This window comes from Nocardiopsis sp. NPDC058789 (assembly GCF_042745575.1).
In the GTDB taxonomy this organism is placed as follows: domain Bacteria; phylum Actinomycetota; class Actinomycetes; order Streptosporangiales; family Streptosporangiaceae; genus Nocardiopsis; species Nocardiopsis eucommiae.
This window is the reverse complement of sequence record NZ_JBHYOW010000003.1, coordinates 107,714-129,027: the sequence shown is the minus strand read 5'-3', so window position 1 is coordinate 129,027 and position 21,314 is coordinate 107,714. Positions and strand designations below refer to the sequence as shown.

The 21,314-nt window shown below is 71.6% G+C and carries 17 protein-coding genes; 7 read left to right on the top strand and 10 right to left on the bottom strand.

What is annotated here, in order from left to right; all coding sequences use genetic code 11:
- Positions 1–142: 142 nt before the first annotated feature.
- From ACFW3L_RS04795 to ACFW3L_RS04775, 5 genes are all read right to left on the bottom strand, one after another.
- Positions 143–1,585 carry an NCS2 family permease gene (locus tag ACFW3L_RS04795; RefSeq protein WP_378736421.1) on the bottom strand — a complete coding sequence of 481 codons (1,443 nt, stop codon included), beginning with the start codon at positions 1,583–1,585 and terminating at the stop codon, positions 143–145.
- Between the two features lie 217 nt (positions 1,586–1,802).
- Positions 1,803–4,238 carry a xanthine dehydrogenase subunit D gene (pucD, locus tag ACFW3L_RS04790; protein WP_378736419.1) on the bottom strand — a complete coding sequence of 812 codons (2,436 nt, stop codon included), beginning with the start codon at positions 4,236–4,238 and terminating at the stop codon, positions 1,803–1,805.
- Positions 4,238–5,596 (bottom strand): 8-oxoguanine deaminase, encoded by a 1,359-nt coding sequence (locus ACFW3L_RS04785; protein WP_378736416.1) that lies wholly within the window; start codon positions 5,594–5,596, stop codon positions 4,238–4,240. Before ACFW3L_RS04785 ends, pucD begins: the two co-directional genes overlap by 1 nt.
- Complete coding sequence (locus ACFW3L_RS04780) at positions 5,593–6,111, bottom strand: (2Fe-2S)-binding protein (RefSeq protein ID WP_378736414.1); 519 nt, start codon at positions 6,109–6,111, stop codon at positions 5,593–5,595. The genes ACFW3L_RS04785 and ACFW3L_RS04780 overlap by 4 nt, the downstream gene beginning before the upstream one ends.
- A complete protein-coding gene (locus ACFW3L_RS04775) occupies positions 6,102–6,971 on the bottom strand; it encodes an FAD binding domain-containing protein (protein WP_378736413.1) in 870 nt (289 codons plus the stop codon). The genes ACFW3L_RS04780 and ACFW3L_RS04775 overlap by 10 nt, the downstream gene beginning before the upstream one ends.
- Positions 6,972–7,264: 293 nt before the next feature.
- On the opposite strand from ACFW3L_RS04775, the gene ACFW3L_RS04770 reads away from it, so the two are divergent.
- Complete coding sequence (locus ACFW3L_RS04770; RefSeq protein WP_378736411.1) at positions 7,265–8,848, top strand: PucR family transcriptional regulator; 1,584 nt, start codon at positions 7,265–7,267, stop codon at positions 8,846–8,848.
- Between the two features lie 37 nt (positions 8,849–8,885).
- Positions 8,886–9,590: a pentapeptide repeat-containing protein gene (locus ACFW3L_RS04765; protein ID WP_378736409.1), complete on the top strand. Its 705-nt coding sequence runs from the start codon at positions 8,886–8,888 to the stop codon at positions 9,588–9,590.
- Between the two features lie 198 nt (positions 9,591–9,788).
- Here ACFW3L_RS04765 and ACFW3L_RS04760 read toward each other — a convergent pair whose 3' ends face one another.
- Positions 9,789–10,670, bottom strand: a complete 882-nt coding sequence (locus ACFW3L_RS04760; RefSeq protein ID WP_378736407.1) for a helix-turn-helix domain-containing protein — start codon at positions 10,668–10,670, stop codon at positions 9,789–9,791.
- A gap of 186 nt (positions 10,671–10,856) precedes the next feature.
- Here ACFW3L_RS04760 and ACFW3L_RS04755 point away from each other — a divergent pair, with 186 nt between their 5' ends.
- The 3 genes from ACFW3L_RS04755 to ACFW3L_RS04745 all read left to right on the top strand — a co-directional run bounded on the left by ACFW3L_RS04755 (position 10,857) and on the right by ACFW3L_RS04745 (position 13,223).
- Positions 10,857–11,771 (top strand): alpha/beta hydrolase, encoded by a 915-nt coding sequence (locus ACFW3L_RS04755; protein ID WP_378736405.1) that lies wholly within the window; start codon positions 10,857–10,859, stop codon positions 11,769–11,771.
- A 76-nt stretch (positions 11,772–11,847) separates the two neighbouring features.
- Positions 11,848–12,228 (top strand): DUF2255 family protein, encoded by a 381-nt coding sequence (locus ACFW3L_RS04750; RefSeq protein ID WP_378736403.1) that lies wholly within the window; start codon positions 11,848–11,850, stop codon positions 12,226–12,228.
- A gap of 50 nt (positions 12,229–12,278) precedes the next feature.
- The gene (locus ACFW3L_RS04745) at positions 12,279–13,223 is read left to right on the top strand and encodes an alpha/beta hydrolase (RefSeq protein WP_378736401.1); all 945 of its coding nucleotides are present in this window, start codon (positions 12,279–12,281) and stop codon (positions 13,221–13,223) included.
- Positions 13,224–13,777: 554 nt separating this feature from the next.
- Here ACFW3L_RS04745 and ACFW3L_RS04740 read toward each other — a convergent pair.
- Positions 13,778–14,641: an NAD(P)H-binding protein gene (locus ACFW3L_RS04740; protein ID WP_378736399.1), complete on the bottom strand. Its 864-nt coding sequence runs from the start codon at positions 14,639–14,641 to the stop codon at positions 13,778–13,780.
- 81 nt (positions 14,642–14,722) lie between these two features.
- On the opposite strand from ACFW3L_RS04740, the gene ACFW3L_RS04735 reads away from it, so the two are divergent.
- On the top strand, positions 14,723–15,730 hold the full coding sequence (locus ACFW3L_RS04735) for a cupin domain-containing protein (protein ID WP_378736397.1): 1,008 nt from the start codon (positions 14,723–14,725) through the stop codon (positions 15,728–15,730).
- A 70-nt stretch (positions 15,731–15,800) separates the two neighbouring features.
- Here ACFW3L_RS04735 and ACFW3L_RS04730 read toward each other — a convergent pair whose 3' ends face one another.
- The 3 genes from ACFW3L_RS04730 to ACFW3L_RS04720 form a co-directional block, all read right to left on the bottom strand.
- On the bottom strand, positions 15,801–16,727 hold the full coding sequence (locus tag ACFW3L_RS04730; protein ID WP_378736395.1) for an aminoglycoside phosphotransferase family protein: 927 nt from the start codon (positions 16,725–16,727) through the stop codon (positions 15,801–15,803).
- A 58-nt stretch (positions 16,728–16,785) separates the two neighbouring features.
- A complete protein-coding gene (locus tag ACFW3L_RS04725; protein WP_378736930.1) occupies positions 16,786–17,877 on the bottom strand; it encodes an endo-1,4-beta-xylanase in 1,092 nt (363 codons plus the stop codon).
- A gap of 72 nt (positions 17,878–17,949) precedes the next feature.
- Entirely contained in the window at positions 17,950–19,203 is a 1,254-nt protein-coding gene (locus ACFW3L_RS04720) for a cytochrome P450 (RefSeq protein ID WP_378736393.1), read from the bottom strand.
- A gap of 306 nt (positions 19,204–19,509) precedes the next feature.
- Here ACFW3L_RS04720 and ACFW3L_RS04715 point away from each other — a divergent pair, with 306 nt between their 5' ends.
- The gene (locus tag ACFW3L_RS04715; RefSeq protein ID WP_378736391.1) at positions 19,510–21,312 is read left to right on the top strand and encodes a serine/threonine protein kinase; all 1,803 of its coding nucleotides are present in this window, start codon (positions 19,510–19,512) and stop codon (positions 21,310–21,312) included.
- Positions 21,313–21,314: the final 2 nt, after the last annotated feature.

Below are 21,314 nucleotides of genomic sequence, written 5' to 3'. Positions count from 1 at the left end.
ACCTACAAATACCCTCTCCGTGTCGTGGGCTGCGTCTTTTGTTTATAAGAGACTGGTGGTGGGTGTGGTGGCCGCCTCCCCCCCCGGGCCCCCCGGCCGTTCCGGGAGGGTGGCGTGGGCCGTGTGCGGACGGCCCGCCCGCTCAGAGCCCCAGGGCGTGCATCGCGAAGTGGAAGGCGAACACCGCGCTCATGATCCACATGAGCCACCCGACCTCACGGAACCGTCCCTGCGCCGACCTGATCACGGTGTGCGCGATGATGCCGATGCCGATCCCGCTGGCGATGTCGTAGGCGAACGGCATGATCGCGATGGTCAGGAACGCCGGGATGGCCACCGCGATGTCCGTCCACGCGATCTGCCCCACGTGCATCATCATCATGGCGCCGACCAGCACCATCGCCACGGACGCCGCCTCGGCGGGCACCATGCCGAACACGGGGGCGAAGAAGACCGCGCTCAGGAACAGCAGCCCCGTGACCACGCTGGCCAACCCGGTCCGGGCGCCCTCGCTCACGCCCGCCGTGGACTCCACGAACACCAGGGTCGCCGACGAGCTGGTCAGGCCACCGGTCACCGCACCAGCGCCGTCGGTCACCAGGATCTGGTTGACCCGGGGCATCTGCCCGTCGGCGTCCGCGATGTTGGCCTTGGTGCCGATCGCCAGAATCGTGCCCAGGGCGTCGAAGAACCCGGCCAGGACCAGCGTGAACAGGATGACCCCCGCGGTGGTGGGTCCGGCCGTGGTCCACGCGCCGAACATGTCCACCTGGAACAGCAGGCCGAAGTCGGGCGGGGACACCGGGCTGGAGGGCAGCGCGGGCACGCCGCCGCCCCAGGAGCCGGGATCCAGCCGCAGCACGGAGTGCAGCACGACGGCGAGCACGGTCGCGCCGATGATCCCGTAGAAGATCGCCCCGGGCACCTGCCGGGCCAGCAGCACGCTGGCCAGGACGAGACCGACCACGAACACCACGATGGGCCAGCCGTCGAGGTGCCCGCCGCCGCCCGCGGCGCCGATCTGGAGCAGGCTGCCGCCGTCGCTCGCGCTGACGAAGCCCGCGTTGGTCAGGCCGATCAGGGAGACGAAGAGGCCGATGCCGACCCCGATGGCGAGCTTGAGGTCGTGCGGCAGGGCGTTCATCACCGCCGTGCGTACGCCGGTGACGACCATCAGGATGATGGCGACACCCTGCCAGACGACCAGGCCCATCACCTCGGGCCAGGCCATCACCGGGGCCGCCTGGTAGGCGACCACCGCCATCACGCCCAGGGCCGCCGCGCAGGCGATCGGGGCGCGGCCGACGACGCCCATCATGATGGTGACCAGCCCGGCGGCCAGGGCGGTCATCGTGGTGAGCTGTCCGGCGGAGAGGTGGTCCCCGTTCACGTCGGCCACACCGCTGAGGATGATCGGGTTCAGGACGATGATGTACGCCATCGCCATGAACGTGGTCAGTCCGCCGCGGACCTCCTGCCCGAAGGTGGAGTTCCGCTCGGAGACGAAGAAGAACCGGTCGAGCCAGGATCGATCCGTACCGGAGCGCGGGCCTGGCCGCGAGCCGGTGTCGTTGGATTCGGTCACGTCCCCTCCTGGAGGGATATGAGCACGGTGGTAATCACCATGGGTGGGGGGTTTGCTACTTGGAGTAGTCAAACATGGGTGAGTCAGGGCGCTTCCGTCCTGACGACCCGCCCCGGGGCCGAGGGCGTCGGAGATCCGGGGCGGGCGACTGAGGGGAGGGGCGACGGGCGACGTCACCCCTCCGGGTGTGGCCGCCGCACCCGGCGGCGGCCACGGGTCACAGCTCGATGCCCACGATGTCCTCCGGACGCACCGGCGCGTGCGTCAGCGGACGCCCGGTGGCGGCGCGCACGGCGGCCACGATCGCCGGGGTCGACGACAGCGTCGGCGGCTCACCCGCGCCCCGCAGCCCGTACGGGGCGTGCGGGTCCGGGTGCTCCAGCACGTCGATGCGCATCGGGGGCATGTCCAGGATGGTCGGGATCAGGTAGTCGGTGAAGGACGGGTTGCGGATCTCGCTGTCCTTGACCTGGATCTCCTCCATCAGCGCCAGCCCCAGCCCCTGGGCGGAACCGCCCTGGATCTGACCGGCCAGCTGCTGCGGGTGCAGCACCCTGCCCACGTCCTGGACCGCGTCCAGGGCCACCACCTTCACCAGGCCCAGCTCCACGTCCACGTCCACCACGGCACGGTGCACGCACATCCCGAACTGGGTGTGCGAGGCCCCCTGCCCCAGGGTCGGGTCGAGCATCTCGGTGGGCCGGTGGTGGTGCTCGCGGGTCTCCTCCACGACCGTGCCGCCGCTCGCGGACTCACCCAGCAGATCGGCCAGGGACACCAAAGCCCCCGCGCTCTCCGCCACGACCTTGCCCCCGGACAGCGACAGCTCGGAGTCGGCGACCTCCGCCGGGATGATCCCCCGCTCCCGCGCCAGCGCGAACACGGAGGCGCGCACCGCCTCGCAGGCCATCTTGACCGCACCGCCGGTCATGTACGACTGCCGGGACGCCGACGAGGAACCGGCCGAACCCACCTGGGTGTCGGAGGGAGCGATCGCCACCTTCTCCACCCCCAGCTCGGTCCGCGCGATCTGCCCCTTGACCGTCACCAGCCCCTGGCCGACCTCGGCGGCGGCCGTGTGCACCAGCACGACCGGCTCACCGCCCACGATCTCCATGCGCACCCGCGCGGTGGAGTAGTCGTCAAAGCCCTCCGAGAAGCAGAGGTTCTTCAGGCCCACGCCGTACCCCACACCGCGCACGACACCCTCGCCGCGCGTGGTCCCGGCGACTCCGCCGGGCAGGGTGCGCTGGTCGGCGGGGTCCTCCAGCGCCTCCCGCTCCACCGGCATCGGCAGGTCGCGGGCGCGCTCCAGCATCTCCGCCATGGGCAGCGGCATGTCGATCTCCTGGCCCGTGATGATCCGGGACCCCTGCGCCATCGCGTTTCGCACCCGCAGCGCCACCGGGTGCATGCCCAGCTCCGCCGCGAGCTTGTCCATCTGCGACTCGTACCCGAAGCAGGCCTGCACCGCGCCGAAGCCGCGCATGGCACCACACGGCGGGTTGGTGGTGTACACGCCGTAGGCGTCCACCATCACGTGCGGCACCTCGTAGGGGCCGATGCCCAAAGAGGAGGCCACACCCACCACCGCGGGGGTGGCCGACGCGTACGCGCCACCGTCCACCACGATCTCCAGGGTGGCGAACACCAGAGTGCCGTCGGCCCTCGCACCGTGCTCGAAGCGCATCCGGGCCGGGTGCCGGTGCACGTGGCCGTAGAAGGACTCCTCGCGGTTGTACACGAACTTCACCGGCCGGCCGGTGCGCAGCGCCAGCATCGCCGCGTGGATCTGCATCGACAGGTCCTCGCGGGCGCCGAACGCGCCGCCCACCCCGGCCAGCGTGAGCCGCACCTTGTCCTGGGGCAGGCCCAGGGCCGGGGCGATCTGCTTCTGGTCCACGTGCAGCCACTGCGTGGCCACGTACAGGTCCACGCCGCCGTCCTCGGCGGGCACCGCCATCCCCGACTCCGGCCCGAGGAAGGCCTGGTCCTGCATGCCGACCTCGTACTCGGTCTCCACGACTACGTCGGACTCGGCGCGCAGGCGCTCCAGGACCCGGCGCCGCTCCTCCTCCGACTCCGCCGCCGCCACGAAGTCACCGGTGCGGATGGGCTGGTGACGCACCCGGTTGCCGCTCTGCCGGTACTCCTCGTGGACCGGGAGGGAGCCCTCCTCGTGCACGAGCGGGTAGTCGGGGTCGTGGGCGGCCCGCAACGGGTCGCTCACCGGGGGCAGCACCTCGTAGTCCACCCGGACGCGTTCCATCGCGCGGCGGGCGGTCTCGGGGTGGTCGGCGGCCACCACGGCCACCGCCTCGCCCTTGTAGCGCACCTTGTCGAAGGCGAGCACCGGCTGGTCCTGGTACTCCAGGCCGTAGCGCTTGGCGCCGGGCACGTCCTCGTGGGTGAGCACCGCCTCCACGCCCGGAAGCTTCAGCGCCTCGGTGACGTCGATGCCCAGGATGCGGGCGTGCGGGTGCGGGCTGCGCAGGGTCGCGCCCCACAGCATTCCCTCCATCCACAGGTCCGAGGAGTAGGCGAACTCCCCGGTGACCTTCAGCGTGCCGTCGGGGCGGCGCGGGCTGGCGCCCAGGCCGTCCTTGGTGGTGCTGGACAGGTCCGTGGTCACGGTCTTGGTCGTCGCCGTCATCAGCGGTTCGCCTCCTGCATGAGGGATCGGTGCGCCGCACGACCCCGCGCGGCGGCGGTCTCGGCGGACAGGGTGCGCAGCTCGCCGCGGTCGACGACGGTGTTCCCGCCGACCAGGAGCCGCTCCAGGGGCGGGACGGGACCGAAGGTCAGCGCCACCACCGGGTCGGCGATCACGTCGAAGCCGAACCCGTCCACCCGCCACAGCGCGACGTCGGCCTGCTTGCCGACCGTCAGCGAGCCCAGTTCCGCGTCGCGGCCCAGCACCCGGGCGCCGCCCAGGGTGGCCAGCTCCAGGGACTGACGCGCGGTCAGCGCCTGCGGACCCTTCCGGGCCCGTGCCATCAACAGGGCCTGGTGCATCTCACCGGCCAGGCCCGTCAGCTCGCTGGACGCCGGACCGTCCACGCCCAGACCCACCTTCGCCCCGGCCTCCAGCAGCTCCGGCACCCGGCAGATGCCCGCGCCGAGGCGGGCGTTGGACGTCGGGCAGTGCGCGACACCGGTACCGGTGGCCGCGATCCGGCCGATCGCCGCGTCCGACAGGTGCACGGCGTGCGCGAACCAGACGTCCTCACCCAGCCAGCCGAGCTTCTCGGCGTACTCCACCGGGGTGCACCCGAACTCGGCCCGGCACTGCTCCTCCTCGTCGAGGGTCTCCGCGAGGTGGGTGTGCAGGCGCACACCCCGGTCCCGGGCCAGCTCGGCGGCACCGGTCATCAGCTCGCGGGAGACCGAGAACGGCGAGCACGGCGCCACCGCGACCCGGGTCATGGACGCGGCGGAGGGGTCGTGGTGGGCGTCGATCGCCGCGCCCGTGCCGGTCAGCGCGCCCTCCAGGGTCTCCACCACGCTGTCCGGCGGCAGACCGCCCTGGCTGTGCCCCCGGTCCATCGAACCGCGCGCCAGGTCCAGGCGGATCCCCACCTCGCGGGCGGCCTCGACCTCGGCGGTGACGATGTCCCCGCGCCCCGACGGGTAGATGTAGTGGTGGTCGGAGGCGGTGGTGCACCCCGAGAGCGCCAGGTGGGCCAGCCCGGCCGAGGTGGTTCCCGAGACCACGTCGGCGTCCAGGCGGTGCCAGATCTCGTAGGACCCCACCAGCCACTCGAAGAGCGTGCCGTCCGCGAACAGGCCCTGGGTGGCCCACTGGTAGAGGTGGTTGTGGGTGTTGACCAGACCCGGCGTGGCCACACAGCCCCGCCCGTCGATCCGCTCGACCCCGCTCTCCGCACGCGGGGCGGGCCCCGCGCCCACGGCGGTGATCACACCGTCCCGGGACACCACGTGCCCGTCGGCGTACTCGGCGCCGTCCACGGTGACGACGTGGGCGCCCTCGATGACCACGGTCCGGCTCATGAGCCGCTCCCCGCTTCCTCGGCACGACGCCCGGCCGCGAGGTGCACGGCGTCGATGATCTTCTCGTACCCGGTGCAGCGGCACAGGTTGCCCGCCAGCGCCTCGCGGATCTCGGCGTCCCCGGGAGCGCCCAGGCCCGCGCCCACCGTGCGCTCCAGCAGGTCGTCGGTCTGCACCAGCAGACCCGGCGTGCAGAAACCGCACTGGACGGCGCCCGCCTCCACGAACGCCTCCTGGACCACGCCCAGGGTCCGGTCGCCGCCCTTGCCCGTCCCCTCGGCCAGACCCTCGACGGTGCGCACCTCGCGCCCCTCGGCCTGCCCGGCGGCGATCATGCACGAACACGCGGTCACACCGTCGAAGTAGACGGTGCACGAGCCACACTCGCCCTGTTCGCAGGCGTTCTTGCTGCCCGGCAGACCCAGGCGCTCACGCAGCACGTACAGCAGGCTCTCGCCCGGCCACACGTTGTCGGCGGTGACGTCCTCACCGTTGACGTTCAGATTCACGCGCATCGCGCGGACCCCTTCCGGTAGTCGGTGACGGACCAGCTCAGCGCGCGGCGCGCCATGACGGAGAGGGCGTGCCTGCGGTACTCGGCGGTGCCCCGCTGGTCGTCGATGGGACGGGAGGCGGAGGCCACGAGCTCACCGAAGCGGCGCACCACGGCCTCCGAGAGGGGACGGCCGTCCTCCCAGTCGAACTCACCCTCCAGGAACTCCTCGGCCGCCTCCGAACGCAGCGGCGTCGGTCCGGCCGAGCCGATCCCCGTGCCCACGGCCCGCCGCTCGGAGTCCAGCGCCAGGCTGAAGGAGGTCACCGCGATCACCATGGCGTTGCGGGTACCGATCTTGGCGAACTGCTGCGGTCCGGCGGCCTCGGGCAGCAGGACCGCGGTGATCAGCTCGTCCGGACGCAGTGCGGTCGTGCGGAACGACAGGTAGAAGTCGCGGGCCCGGACCCGGCGCGTGCCCCGCACCGAGGCGAGCTCGATCTCGGCGTCGGTGGCCAGCAGAGGCGGGTGCGCCTCCCCGGCGGGGGAGGCCCCGCCCAGGTTGCCGCCGACCGTGCCCCGGTTGCGGATCTGGGGGGAGGCCACCGACCGCGAGGCCTTGGCCAGCGCGGGCGCCCGGCCCGACAGGTGCTCGATGATCCGGGTGTAGGGGACACCGGCGCCCAGACGCGTGCGGTCGCCGTCCACCCCCCACTCGGTCAGCTCGGGGACCCGGGTCAGGTCGATCAGCGCCGAGGGGCGGTGCTTGTCGAAGTTCAGCTCCACCATCACGTCGGTGCCACCCATGATGGGGACGCCGTCGGGGTGGGCGCTCCTGGCCTCTAGGGCCTCCACCAGCGTGGATGGCCTCAGGAATTCCATGCTCGTCCTCGTCCTGCGCAGTGCGGTCCGGTCGCGTCGATTCTTCCGCGACCCCTCGTTAGTGGGCGATGGTGTGAAGTAGAGCACTCCGTTCCGCCGCCCGACCAGGCGTCGATGACATGAAGAGTCCGCGGAACGAACGGTCGCCGTTGGGCGTTTCCTACAAGCGGTGCCGGAACCACGCCCCGGAACCGCCGGGGATGTCGTCGAACGCCCCGGTTCGGGGGCACACTGTCCTGATACGAAGCCCCCACCCGGGGACGCCGCCCCACCCGACCGACAGAGGGAAGTCCATGCAGATCAGTGAGCTGCTCGCCGTCAAGCGACTGCACCTGCGGTTCCTGGCGGGCGCCGAGCACGCCCACCGCGACATCCGGTGGGCCTACACCACTGACCTGCTCGAACCCGCCCGATACCTGCGTGGCGGTGAGTTCGTCCTCACCGGGATGATGTGGCGGACCCGGCCCGAGGACTCCGAGACCTTCGTGTCCTCCGTGGTGGGTGCCGGGGCCCTGGCCGTGGGGGCGGGCACCGCCCTGGGCGAGGTCCCCGACGACCTGGTCGCCGCCTGCACGGCCCATGACATCCCCCTCGTCGAGATCCCCCCGGAGACCTCCTTCGGCGTGGTCACCGAGGAGGTGCTGCGCTCCCTCACCCAGCGCCGGTTCACGACGATTGCGGAGACCCGGGACCGCCAGCGCCGCCTGATGGCCGAGGTCGCCTCGGGCGCGGACTTCCCCGACGCCTTCGCGTCCGCCGCCCGACAGGCCGGAATCACCGCCTGGGTGGTCTCCGCCAGCGGCCGCCACGTCGCCTCCTCCGGTGAACCGCTGACATCCGAGGAACGCGAGGACCTCGCGGCCCGGGCTCTGACCTGGTCGGCCTTCCCGTACACCACCCGGGGCTCCGCCGGAGGGCAGGGGCGCGCCCTGACGGTCGTCCCCATCCGGACCAAGGAGTCGCACCCGCTCTCCAACTGGCTGCTCGTGTGTACCGGCGACCACGAGTCCTGGACCGAGGAGGAGCACGAGGCGGTGGCCGAACTCGTCTCCGTCAGCGTCCTGGCGCGGAGTCGCGACGAGGAACGGTCGCTGACCACCGCGCGCCATCTGGAGGGGCTGCCCCGGCTCCTCGCGGCCCAGCGCTTCGACGAGGTCACCGCGCTGACGCGCGGTACCGGCGACGAGCGGGCTCCCGAGCCCGACGACCGGGTGAACGTCGTGGTCAGTGCCATGATGCTCCCTGAGCCGCGGGTGCCGGACCTGGCGCGCCGGGTGGTCGCGGAACTCGTGGCCGACCATCCGGGGGCCGTCGTCACCGGCGACAACGACGCCCTCGCCGTGATCCCCGTGGACGGTCCCGAGGACCAGGCCCGGTCCAGGGCCGAGGCCATCCGCGCCGAACTGGTCCACCGCGCCCGCGTCCTGGACGGCGGGCTGCTGGACTACCGGCTGGCGGTGGGGCTCAGCTCGGCCTCGCGGGGCGTGGCCGAGCTGCGCGGCGCCGCCGTGGAGGCCCGGCACGCCCGCCGCCTCGCGGAGCTGCGGGGCGGCCGCTCCCGGGTGATCGCCGGGGCCGAGATCGACTCGCACGAACTCCTGCTGGCCTCGGTGCCCGAGGAGGTGCAGACCTCCTACCGCGAGCGCCTGCTGGGGCCGCTCCTGGAGTACGACCGCGACCACCGCTCCGAGCTGGTGGACACCCTGGAGCAGTTCCTGTCCCACTCGGGCTCCTGGCAGCGCTGCGCGGCCGCCATGCACGTGCACGTCAACACCCTGCGCTACCGGATCGGCCGGGTCGAGGAGCTCACCGGCCGTGACCTGAGCAGCCTGGAGCACCGGGTCGACCTGTTCCTGGCGCTCAAACTGCGCGACTGATCCCCGACCGTCGGTGGTGGGGTTTAGGGTCCGGAGCGTGAGCATTGACCTTCTCGCCAAGCCCGAGACCACCGACGCCGACCTGTCCGAGCACGACCTGCGTGAGGCCCTGTCCCAGGACCCGGGCGCGCCGCGCGTCCTGACCCGCTGTGACCTGAGCGGGGCGGACCTGCGCGACGCCCACCTGGTGGACGCGCGGTTCGTCGACTGCCGCCTGGACGGCGCCCGCCTGGACCGCGCGGTCCTGGACGGGGCGGTCCTCACCGGGGGAGGGGCGCCGGGCGCTTCGTTCGGGCACGCCGAGTGCACGGACACCCGGTTCGAACGCACGGATCTGGCCAACACCCGCTGGCAGGGCGCTCTGCTCACCGACACCGTCTTCACCGGGTGCAGGATGACCGGTGCCGGGCTCAACGGGCTGCGGGGGATCGGCTACTCGTTTTCCCAGTGCAACCTGATGCTGGCCCGGTGCAAGGGGCTGGTCCTGCGCGGCCGGACCCTGGAGGGGCTGCGCCTGGACGAGGCGGACCTGGCCTCGGCCGACCTGCGGGAGACGGTCTGGGTGGAGTCGCGGCTGCGCGGCGCCAACCTGGTCAACGCCAAGTTCGGCGGGGCGGACCTGCGCGGGGTGGACCTGGGGGAGCTGGAGCTCCAGCAGGCCGGTTACCTGCGGGGCGCCACCATCAGCCCCACGCAGGCCGGGATGATCCTGGGATCGCTGGGCATCACCGTCGCCGAATAGGGGTGGTTCTCCCGAACACCCGGTGACAGGACGGGCGGGCGAGGGAGGCCACGCGGTCGTCGGGGCGGGTGAGCGGGTCGCGGGGGAGCGCCGTACCTGTTCGGGGGGCATCGCGGGGGCCGTCCCAGGGCACCCCCACACACCAGAGCCGAGACACCACCGCTCGGCACCTCCCGGAGAAGCGTGCGGTCCCCGTGCTCAGCGTTGTGCCGCCGCTCCGGTCGCCGCCCAGGCGGCCAGGATCTGCAGGCGTTCGGCAGTGGGCGAGGCGGGCTCGGCGACGTAGGCGGACAGGGTGACCGACGGCGCCGAGTCGAGCGTGAGCTGCTCGAACCCCAGGTCGAGCTCCCCCACCTCGTGGTGGCGGAGGGTCTTCGCCCCCGTACGGTGAACGCCGACGTCGTGTGCGGCCCAACGGACACGGAAGTCCGCGCTCCGGGTCGACAGCTCTCCGATCAGCTGGACCAGCTGTCCGTCGTGCGGCATCGCTCCGGCGTGGGCACGGAGCATGCGCACGCTGGTGGCGGCCGCCTCGTCGAGATCGGCGTAGAACTCGTCGGCGGCCGGGTCGAGGAAGACGAAGGCCGCGAGGTTGGGCGGGGACGCCGCCGACCTCCGCGTGGGGCTGTCGTAGACGACGTCGAACAGGGCCCGCCCCAGGGCGTTCGCGGCCAGAACGTCCAGACGACCGCCCAACGCGATCACCGGCAACGCACCCATGGAGTCCATGAGCAGCCTGACCTGCCGCGGCACGGACGTCGCGGGCCTGGACCGGCTGCGGGCGCGCACGGGCCGCCGCGCCGTGCGGGCGAGGTCGTACAGGTACGCCGTCTCGTCCTCGGTCATCTGCAGAGCCCGGGCGAGGGTGTCGAGGATGTCGTCGGAGACACCCGTCAGGTCACCCTTCTCGATCCGGGTGTAGTAGTCGACCGAAACACCGGAGAGTATCGCGACCTCCTCCCGGCGCAACCCCGGGACACGGCGGACGCCACCACCCCTGGGAAGACCCGCCATGTCGGGGGTGATCTTCGCGCGGCGGGTGGCCAGGAAGTCCCGCACCCTCTCGTCCTTCGCAGTCATGCCCTCCACGCTAGACGGCTTCCGTGCCCGAAGCCAGGTTCGGCGAGAACCCCCGAAGCATGCCGTGACCTGCACGGAGGGGGTTCCACTGGAACCTTCCACGCTCACCGCATCCGATCCACGATGGAGGCGTCGGACACAGACGGGCTCGCCGGACTCGAGCCCGCACGGAACCGGAGGGGCATCATGAGCGAGAGCACGACCATCGAGACGAGGAACGGCTACGGCACCGCGCTGGCGGCGGTCATCAACTTCCCGGAGGACTTCGATGCGTCAAGGACCCACCCGGCGGTCATCGTGTCCCACCCGGGCGGCGGTGTGAAGGAACAGGCCTCGGGCCTGTACGCGGCCAAGCTCGCCGAGCAGGGCTTCGTCACGGTCGCCTACGACGCGTCCTTCCAGGGCGAGAGCACGGGAGAGCCCCGTCAGCTGGAGAACCCGCACATCCGCACCGAGGACGTCAGCGCGGTGGTGGACCACCTGACCACGCTGGACTACGTCGACAACGCGCGGATCGGCGCGATGGGTATCTGCGCCGGTGCCGGATACAGCGCGAACGCCGCGATCAACGACCCACGGATCAAGGCGGTCGGCACGGTGAGCCTGGTCAACATCGGCCAGATGTTCCGCAACGGCTGGGACGGATCCGTCAAGGACGCCGACGCCGCGCCCGTGCTCGGGACGGGCGCCGACGCCCGCACCACGGACGCCCAGGGCAAGGACAACCCGTTCCCGCTTGCTCCGATGCGTGAGGAGGACGCCCCGAACGAGGAGCTGCGCCAGGCGTGGGAGTACTACCACACGCCCCGCTGTGAGCACCCGAACGCTCCGGGCTTCATGACCGCGCGCAGCCTTTCGCAGATCATCACCTACGACGCCTTCCACAAGGCCGAGGCGTTCCTCACCCAGCCGCTGTTCGTGATCGCCGGCTCCCGGGCCGGTTCGAAGTGGATGAGCGACGACCTGTTCGCTCGGGCCGCCAGCGAGGACAAGTCGTTCCACGTCGTGGAGGGCGCGAACCACATGGAGCTCTACGACGGTGAGAAGGAGGTCGCCGAGGCGTTGGGCAAACTCGGTCCGTTCTTCGCCGACAAGCTCTGACCGACCCGGGCCCCGCCGCGTCGATCGTACGGGACGGCCCGAACATCACCCTGATCTCCACAAGGAGGAGAGAACCATGAGCGCCTGGACCCAGGACGAGCTGAACCGCATCAACGCCCAGACCTACTTCACCATCGGTGCGACCCTGCCCGACGGCACGACTCCCAAGACCGTGGACATCTGGTCCGTGCCGGTGGGCGATCGGATCTACATCCGCTCCTACAACGGCACACGGGGCAAGTGGTACGGCCCCGCGCTGGAGACGGGCCGCGGGCGTATGTCGGCGGGCGGCGTGGAGAAGGCCGTGCGCCTCGTAGCCGTCGATCCCGCCGACGAGGAGACCAACCGGGCCGTGGACGCCTCGTTCCTGGAGAAGTACGCCGACAGCGAGTACTCGGTGACGATGTCGACCGAGCCGGTGCGGCGCAACACCCTCCAGGTCGTCCCCGAGGACTGATCCGGTCGACCGACCCGACCACCGCCCGAACAGAGGAGGAATTCACCACCATGCGTACCGAATCCACCACGGTCCGCAACGCGGACATGTTCTGGGACATCGCCGCCGATCTCCTGCTGCCGGACGACTTCGACAGCACGGGGAAGTACCCCGCCGTGATCGCCGTGCACCCGATCGGCAGCTGCAAGGAGCAGACCGCGGGCAACGTCTACGGCAGGGCCCTGGCCGACGCCGGTTTCGTGGTCATCGCCTTCGACGCCAGCTTCCAGGGCAAGAGCGGAGGGACACCTCGGTACATCGAGGACCCGACCCAGCGAGTGGAGGACGTCCGCCGTGTCATCGACCACCTGGTGACGCTGCACTACGTGGACGCCGAGCGCATCGGCGTGCTCGGCGTCTGCGGTGGTGGCGCCTACTCGATCAACGCCGCCATGACCGAGAAGCGCATCAAGGCGGTGGTCAGCATCACCGGGGTGAACTTCGGCAGACTCAGCCGCGAGGGGTTCGCCGGGTACCGGCCACTCGACGCTCTGGAGGCCATGGCGGAGCAGCGGACGCTCGAAGCCCGCGGTGGAGCCACACGCACGGATGACCTCCTTCCGAACTCCGTCGAGGAGGCCGAGCGGAGCGGCGTCACCGACCGCGACGTGCTGGAGGCGACCGACTACTACAAGACTCCTCGGGGGCGGACCAGGGGAGGGGCCACGAGCGCGCTGTTCTCCCACCGGGCCGCGGCCATCGGATGGGACGCCTTTCTCAACGCGGAGACCTTCATGACCCAGCCGTTGCTGGTCGTCACCGGCGACAGGCCCGGTGGGTTCGGCGCCTACCGGGACGGCCTGGAGATCCACGGGCGCGCCGCCTCGGCGGACAAGGAACTCCTGGTGTTGCCGGGGGTCACGCACTACGAGTTGTACGACCAGCCAGAGCCGGTACGCCAGGCCTTGGAGAGCGCCGTCCCGTTCTTCGAGAAGTACCTCTCGCGGGACACCTGACGAATCCACCCGCAGGCCGACGTAGTGAGCCGGGTGGGCACAGTGGCAGCAGTACAGGTACGCGCTGTCGGCCAGGTCGAGGCGCAGCTTCGGGTGGGACCGGTGCATCGCGTCCTCGGTGGACTCGCACACCCGCACGCGCCGACCCGCCGGGGCCCGGCTCCCGGCGGGTCGGGAAGACCGTGCACTGGGTGTGGCGGTGCCCCGGGCCGTGGTCGGCGGATCGGTGCACCCGGTGGGGCAGGGCCCACACTGTACTGCGGAGGGGGTGCACACGCGGGGCGGGAAGTCCCTGCTCGGGAGAGCCGCCCCGAGTGGGAGTGGTGCGGAAGCCCCGTACGGCGGGGGCCGTACGGGGCACGGCCGTATGAATCTACGACGTAAAGGTGCTGCGGAGTCTCACTCGTCCCATGCGACTCGTCGACCGTCACCGGCATGTCCAGTCGAAGACCCACGCGGAGGACCGCGAGGCGGCCCGCACCCGCACGCCCTCCTCCCGCAGGCGCCGCGCCACCCGGGAACCGGTCATCCGCTCGCGTCGAGCACCGGCGCGGTCACGACCGTCCCCACCCCTCGTGGAAGGTCGTGGCGACGTAGTCGGAGAAGTCGCGGGGTTCCCGTCCCAGCGCCTCCTGGACGCCGGTGGACACCTTGGCCTCCAGGTCGCGCCGGATGGCCGAGAGCGCCACGACCATCTCTCCGGCGGCCGCCTCGGACCAGCCCTCCGCCACGAGGCCCTTCGCGTACTCCTCCTCCGAGATCGGCTCGTAACGGAGGGTGCGACCCCGGGCTCGGGAGATCTCGGCGGCGGCCTCCGCCATGGTCAGTGCCCGGGGGCCGCCCAACTCGTAGGTGCGCCCGTGGTGGCCCGGTTCCGTCAGGGCCGCCGCCGCGACCGCGGCGATGTCCTCGGCGTCGATCCACGTGGTCGCCCCGTCGGCCGTGGGGAGCCGCAGTACGCCCGCCCGCACCCCGTCCACCAGCAGTCCCTCACCGAAGTTCTGGGAGAACCACCCCGGTCGCAGGATCGTCCACTCCAGCCCGCTGGCCTTCACCGCCCGCTCTCCCAGCAGGTGCGCGGGGGGCTCTCCTCCACCCTCGAAGTAGGCGGGTCCGTCCACGCCCCTGGCCGACAGCTGGACGATCCGGTCCACCCCGAGAGCCACTGCCCGTTGCACGAACTCCGGGGTGCGGGGGTCCAGGTCGTTCTGCACCAGGTAGACCGCGCCCGCGCCCCGAAGCACCCGGTCCCAGGTGGTCGGGTCGCTCCAGTCGAAGGCCCACGCGGAGGACCGGGAGGCGGCCCGCGTCTCCACACCCCTCTCCCGTAGCCGGGACAGGACGCGCCTGCCGGTCATTCCCGTGGCGCCGGTCACCAGGACCGGTCGTGTCGTCGTGGTGTTCGTGTTCTCTGTCATGCCCCGAGTCAACCCCACCAGGCTGAGACGATCCATGGTCCAGAAGCTCAATCGGATATCCCATCGTCTACGCTTGTCGGCATGGACGCACTTTCGGACCTCCTGGACGGGGTCCGCGCCCGAGGGGCGCTCTTCAGCAGGTCGGTCATGAACCCGCCGTGGGCGGTGCGGTTCGCCCACGACTCACCGCTGACCCTGGTCACCATGGTGCGTGGGTCGGCCTGGATCGTCCCCGAGCACGGTGAACCGTTCGCCCTGGGGGCCGGGGACACCGCCATCCTGCGCGCCCCCGGACCGCACACCGTGGCCCATCCCGCCGACGCCCCCGTCACCTGCACGGTCCTGGACCGGTACACGTGCCTGGGTCCGGACGGCGACGTGCTGACCGAGGAGGCCAGCCAGGGTCTGCGCACCTACGGGGAGTCCGTGGACTCCCCGGACCTCCTGCTCAGCGGCTACTACGAGGTCTCCGGAGACCTCAGCCAGCGCCTGGTCTCGGCTCTGCCGCCGGTCCTGGTCGTCCCGGGCGACGAGTGCCAGGACTGGCTCCGCGACCTGATCACCGCCGAGATCGACTGCCCCTCCCCGGGGCAGCAACTGGTCCTGGACCGTCTCCTGGACCTGGCCCTGATCACCGTGCTGCGCGCCTGGTTCGACCGTCCCGGGGCCCGACCGCCCGCCTGGTACACCGCGCTGGACGACCCGGTGGTCGGTCAGGCGCTCCGCCTGATGCACAACCGTCCAGCCGACCCCTGGACCGTGGCCCTGCTGGCCGAACGCTGCGGGGTCTCCCGCGCCACCCTGGCCCGCGACTTTCGCGCGCTGGTGGGAGTCCCGCCCATGACCTACCTGGCCGACTGGCGGGTGGGCCGGGCCGCCGACCTGCTGCGGGAGTCCGACACCACCGTGGACGCGATCGCGCGCAGGGTCGGCTACTCCAACGCCTTCGCCCTGAGCGCCGCCTTCAAGCGGCTGCGCGGCACCACACCCACCGAGCACCGCCGGGGTGGTGCGGGCGTGCCCGAGCGACGCACCGCCCCGAGGGGTGAGGAGGACCTGGTGGGCGTCGCCCCCGGCCCGGCCAGCTGAGGAGACACTGAGGAACCGCCGAGGGGCGGCCGGGGCGGTCGACGTGTCCTCGCGTGGGCTTCCGGAACGGTCAGGTCTCCAGGGCCAGCGCGACGGCGCCGGTGGCCCCGGCGGCCGGGACCTCTCCGTCCCCGATCTCCCAGAGGGTGTTCTCCAGGACCCGCACCAGGGTCCAGGCGCGGGCGCGGTCCCGGTCCAGTCCCGCCGTCTCGGTGAGCAGGTCGAAGCGGCGCCGGACCTCCCGGAGCGGGTCTCCGGTGGCCTGGGCCTCCTCCCACCGGTTGCGCAGCGCGGGGAGGAGTTCGAAGCCCTGGGCGCCCACCAGCGGCTTGGGGTCGATCGCCAGCCACGGTCCCCGCTCCGTGCCGGGTGCTGGTGCCAGCACGTTCTCGTAGTGCAGGTCCCAGTGGAGCAGCCGGTCGCCGGGTTCGGCCGCCAGTTCGCGGGCCAGGCCCGCCCACCGGTGCAGGTGCTCTCGGGTCCGGTCGGGCACCCGTTCCGCGGCGAGCAGTGCCGTCGCGTTCGCGGCCATGTCGAGGGCCATGCTTCCGAGGTCGCGCATTCCGGGCGGTCCGGGGTGGGTGCCCCACCGGGCCAGGAGTGAGCCGATCACCTCCAACGCCTCGTCGAGGGGGACGGTGTCCAGTCGCCGGGTGGGGTCGAGTCTCTCCAGCAGCATCGCCCCGGTGTCGGGGTCGTGTTCCAGCAGGAGTACGGCGCCGTCGCCGTCCCAGGTGCGCAGGGCGAGGGGTTCGCCCTTGGTCTCCTCGTCCACGGGCTGCACCTTGAGTACGGCGGGGGTGCCGTCCGGGCGGCGCACCGGCACCACGAGTGCCACGAATCCGTGCAGGGGGGTTCCGGTGGGGCGTAGTTCCCAGCGGTCGCACTGGCGGGCGGCCAGGCCGGGCAGGGATCGGGGCCATGCGGGGCCGAGGAGCCTGGTCAGGTGTTCGGTGAACGCGGGCGGTACGGGGATCGGGGGAGTGGGTGCGGTCATGGTTCCAGTCTCCCGTCGTCGCTGGCGGGCGTGGTGAGGGAGCGGGGAGGGTGTGTGCCTATCGCCTGCCGGACACCGTCCTCGTGGTGGCGCGCGGCTGGGCTCGGCGGCCTCTGCTGAGCGCCTGGATCATCCCGCCGAGCGCGGGTTTGGGTGCGTAGTCGTCGTCGAAGGGCAGTGCGGCGGTGTACCCGGGGAACCACTCGGGGATCCAGGAGTGCGCGTCGGCCACGCCCCACACGGTCACGCCCACGCAGCGGGACACCGCGAGGCAGGACTCCAGGACGTGCCGGTACTCGTCGGCCTGGGCTTCCAGGTCCTCGGTGGTGGCTGGTTCGGGGACGCGCACGTCGAGTTCGCTGATCTCGACGTCCAGGCCCAGTTCCGCGAAGCGCCGCATGTTCTCGGCCAGGTCCTCGGGTACGGCGCCGTGCACGAAGTGCCCCTGGAAGCCGATGCCGTGCAGGGGTACCCCTTGGTCGAGCAGGTCCGAGGCGAGTTCGTAGAGGGCGTCGGCCTTCTCTCCGCTTCCCTCCACTCCGAACTCGTTGATGTACAGCCTCGCCTCGGGGTCGGTCTCGTGTGCCGTCCGCAGGGCCTCGGCGACGTAGTCCTCGCCCAGGGTCCGGTGCCAGAGGTTCTCGCGCAGGCGGGGGGAGTCGTCCTCGAAGGGTTCGTTGATCACGTCCCAGGAGGCGACCCGTCCCTGGTAGCGGCCCATCAGCGCGCCGAAGTGCTCCCGCATGACCGCCCGCAGCTCCTCGGCGTCGAAGGACCCCTGTGCGAGCCAGTCCGGCAGCTGGTTGTGCCAGAGCAGTGTGTGGCCCCGGACCGACAGCCCGTGGTCCCCGGCGTGGTTCACCACCGCGTCCGGGCCGCTCCAGTCGAACGTGCCGCGCTCGGGCTGGACGTACTGCCACTTCATGGTGTTCTCCGCCGTCACCGACGTGTAGTGGTCGGTGACCAGGTCGCGGTAACGGGAGTCGTGGGTGAGCGGGTTGACCGCCACGGCCACGCCCAGGTCGATCCCGTGCGAGCGGGCCAGGGCCGGGAGTTCGCTCGCCGGTTCCCGGTCCGGGTCGGGGAGGATGAGGGCCAGCGCCGCCACGACCAGGAACACGATCACGCACACCGCCCCGGCGGTCAGCAGGACGCCCTTCCCGCGCGTGGCCGAGCGCCAACCGTGCCGGACGGTTCCGCGTACCCCGTCGGCTCCCACCTCCTACCGGCTCCGGGTGGAGACGGGGAACGCGGAGAGGGACCGTACCGTGAGTGTGCCCCGTCGTGTGGGGGTCCCGGTGGGTCGCAGCGCGGGTGCCCGTTCGGCGAGCGCGCGCAGGGCGATCTCGCCCTCCAGTCGGGCCAGTGGTGCGCCCAGGCAGTAGTGGGCGCCTCCGGAGAAGGACAGGTGCTCGGCGGCGTCGGGCCGGGTGATGTCGAACCGGTCGGGGTCGGTGAAGTGGGCGGGGTCCCGGTTGGCGGAGCCGATGAGGCACATGAGCTGCTGGCCGGCTCGGATCGGGACTCCCTGGACGCGTGTGTCGGCCTGGGCCCAGCGCCCGGTGAGCTGTACCGGGGAGTCGAAGCGCAGGACCTCCTCGACGGCGCCGGTGGTCAGTGCGGGGTCGGCGGTGAGCCGTTCCCACTGTTCGCGGTGGCGCAGCAGGGCCATCACTCCGTTCCCGATCAGGTTCACCGTGGTCTCGAACCCGGCGACGAGCAGCAGGCGGCACATCGCGGTGAGTTCGTTGGCGGTCAGTTCCCCGTCGTCGGACTGTCTGACCAGGGTGGAGACCACGTCCTCACGTGGTTCGGCGCGGCGTTCGGCCATCAGGCGCCCGAACAACCGGTCCAATTCTGCCGTGGCGTCGCGGATCTCCCGCAGGTGACGCGCCGAGTTGGCGCCGTCGAGGGCGGCGCCGATCACGAAGCCGATCCGCACGAAGTCGGCGTCGTCGCGCTCGGGGACGCCCAGCAGGCGGCTGATCACGGCGATGGGCAGGGGCTGGGCGAAGTCGCGCATGAGGTCGACGTCGTCCCGGGCCAGGGCGGCGTCCAGGAGTTCGCCGGTGATCTTCTCGATCTCGGTGCGGTACTCGGTCATGCGGCGCGGGCTGAACGCGGGTCGGGCGAGTCGGCGGAGCCGGGTGTGGTCGGGTGGGTCGAGTTGGAGGAAGGACAGGTCCACGACGCGGTACTGGTCGGGGACCGTGGTCCCCTCGGGTGGTTCGACGCCGAAGTCGCGTGAGCGCAGGACCTCGTCGACGGCGGCGCGGGTGGTGGCGGCCTGGAAGCCGAGTCTGCTGGAGACCACCGGTCCCTGTTCGCGCATGCGGCGGTAGGTCGGGTAGGGGTTCTGTCGCCAGGGCCAGTGCAGGAGGCGGCTGGGGTGGTCTCCGCGCTGGGCGGTGAGCCACGACACGCCGTGGGCCAGGCGGAGGTGGGCGTCGGTGCGGAGGGTGTCGCGTGTCCGCATGCTGGGTGACTCCTCTCAGTGGGGCTTCGAGCCTAGGCGTCCGGGGCCTCGTGCCTGGGTGGAACGGGGGAGTTGGCCGTCAGTGGCCAGGGGGGAACCGTGTCGGGTGGGTGCGCGTTCGTGTCGGTTGCGCTTCGTCGCGGCGGCTCGCGCGGGGGGTGTGTCGGCCTCCTCCTGCGGGTTCGTGTGAACCCCGGGGCGCGGGTGCGGATCACACGTCGTGAGGGTGGTCCGGGGGGCGCGGCCAACGCCTAGACTGGGGCCCCGTTCGGTAGGAAGACGCCGCAGAGCCGGAGGTTGAGGACGTTGGGGCCGCTAGAGAACTCTGATCCGGAGCGGGTCGGTCGGTACCGGCTGATCGGGCGCCTGGGCGCCGGTGGCATGGGTCAGGTGTTCTTCGGGCGCTCGGCCGGTGGCCGCGCGGTCGCGATCAAGCGCATCCACCCGCATCTGGCCACGGATCCCTCGTTCAGGCAGAGGTTCGCGCGGGAGGTGACCGCGGCGCGTCAGGTGAGTGGGGCGTTCACGGCTCCGGTGATCGACGCCGGGCCGGATGACGAGGTGCCGTGGTTGGTCACCTCCTACGTGCCGTCGTTGCCGTTGGACGAGGCGGTGCAGGCGCATGGTCCGTTGCCGGAGGCGAGTGTGCGGGTCCTGGCGGCGGGTCTGGCCGAGGCGTTGGCCGAGATCCACCGGGTGGGGTTGATCCATCGTGACCTCAAGCCGGGCAACGTGCTCCTGGCGGAGGACGGGCCCCGGGTGATCGACTTCGGAATCGCGCGGGCGACCGACGGTACCGCGGCGACGCAGTCGGTGATCGGCACACCGGGGTTCATGAGTCCGGAGCAGGTGCAGGGTTCGGAGCTGACGCCCGCCAGTGACCTGTTCGCCTATGGCGCGGTGTTGGCCTTCGCTGCGGCGGGGACGGGGCCGTTCGGTGAGGGCAACATGCCCACTATGGTGATGCGCATCATCAGTCGGGAACCGGACCTGTCGGCGGTTCCGGAGTCGTTGCGGCACCTCATCGCGGCGTGTCTGTCCAAGGACGTGCGGGGGCGGCCCGCTCCGGGCGAGATCCTGGACTACCTGGGGGACGTGCACGCGGGGTCCTCGTGGTTGCCTCCGGCCGTGATGATGGGTGTGCAGGAGCAGGTGGCCAAGGTCAACAAGGCGTTGGCGACGTCGGCGGGGGACCCCGGTGCGACCGGTGGTCACCAGCGGACGGAGTTCCTGGGCGCGGGTGGTGCGGCGGCGCTCGGGGGTGCCGCCGGCGCGGTGGCCGGTGCGGCGGCCGCGGGTGCCTTCGGTGATGACCAGTCGACGCGGGTGGCGCCTTCGGGCGGGTACGGGACGCAGGATCCCTCCGCGGGGGCGACTTCGGTGTGGGGTGGCCAGCAGGGGGCGCCGCATCAGCCGACGGCGGCCTTCCCGGGCACGCAGGCTCCGGGCCAGCCCGGTCAGGTTCCGCCCACGGCGCAGTACCAGCCGACGCGGGACCAGTCCGGTCAGGGCGGGCCCGGTGCGGAGGACCCCTACGCGGACCTGTACGGCGGTCGTCGGGACCAGCGCGCCGACCCCCGCCAGGAGCAGGAGGGTCAGTACCGTCGTGCCGAGGAGCAGCGTCAGCGGCAGATGGAGCAGCAGCGTCAGCAGCGTCGGGCCCAGGAGCAGCAGGAGGAGCAGCGGCGTCGTCAGGAGGCCGAGCGGGCGCACCGGGACCGGTTGCGCGCCGAGCAGGACGCGGCCCGTCGGGCGCAGGCGGAGGCGCGCCGCGCGGACCAGCCGGGGCTGTGGGGTTTCGTCAAGCTGCTGCCGCTGATGATCATTCCGCTGATCCAGATCCCGTTGGGATACGGTGCGGCGTTGGGGTGGGCGTGGTTCACGGCTGAGGCGGACATGTGGACCGGGTCGGTCTTCTTCTTCGAGCCGTGGAGTGTGGACGGGTTCCTGCACGCGATGATGCTGGGCTACTTCCTGCTCAACAACATGGTGTCGTTGGAGTACCTGGTGCGTTCGCTGCGGACGTCGTTCGTGGTGGGTGTGGTGTTGGCGTTGGCGGCCATGGCGGCCACCAACTTCCTGTTGTTCAGTTTCGGTTTCTGGGGCTGACG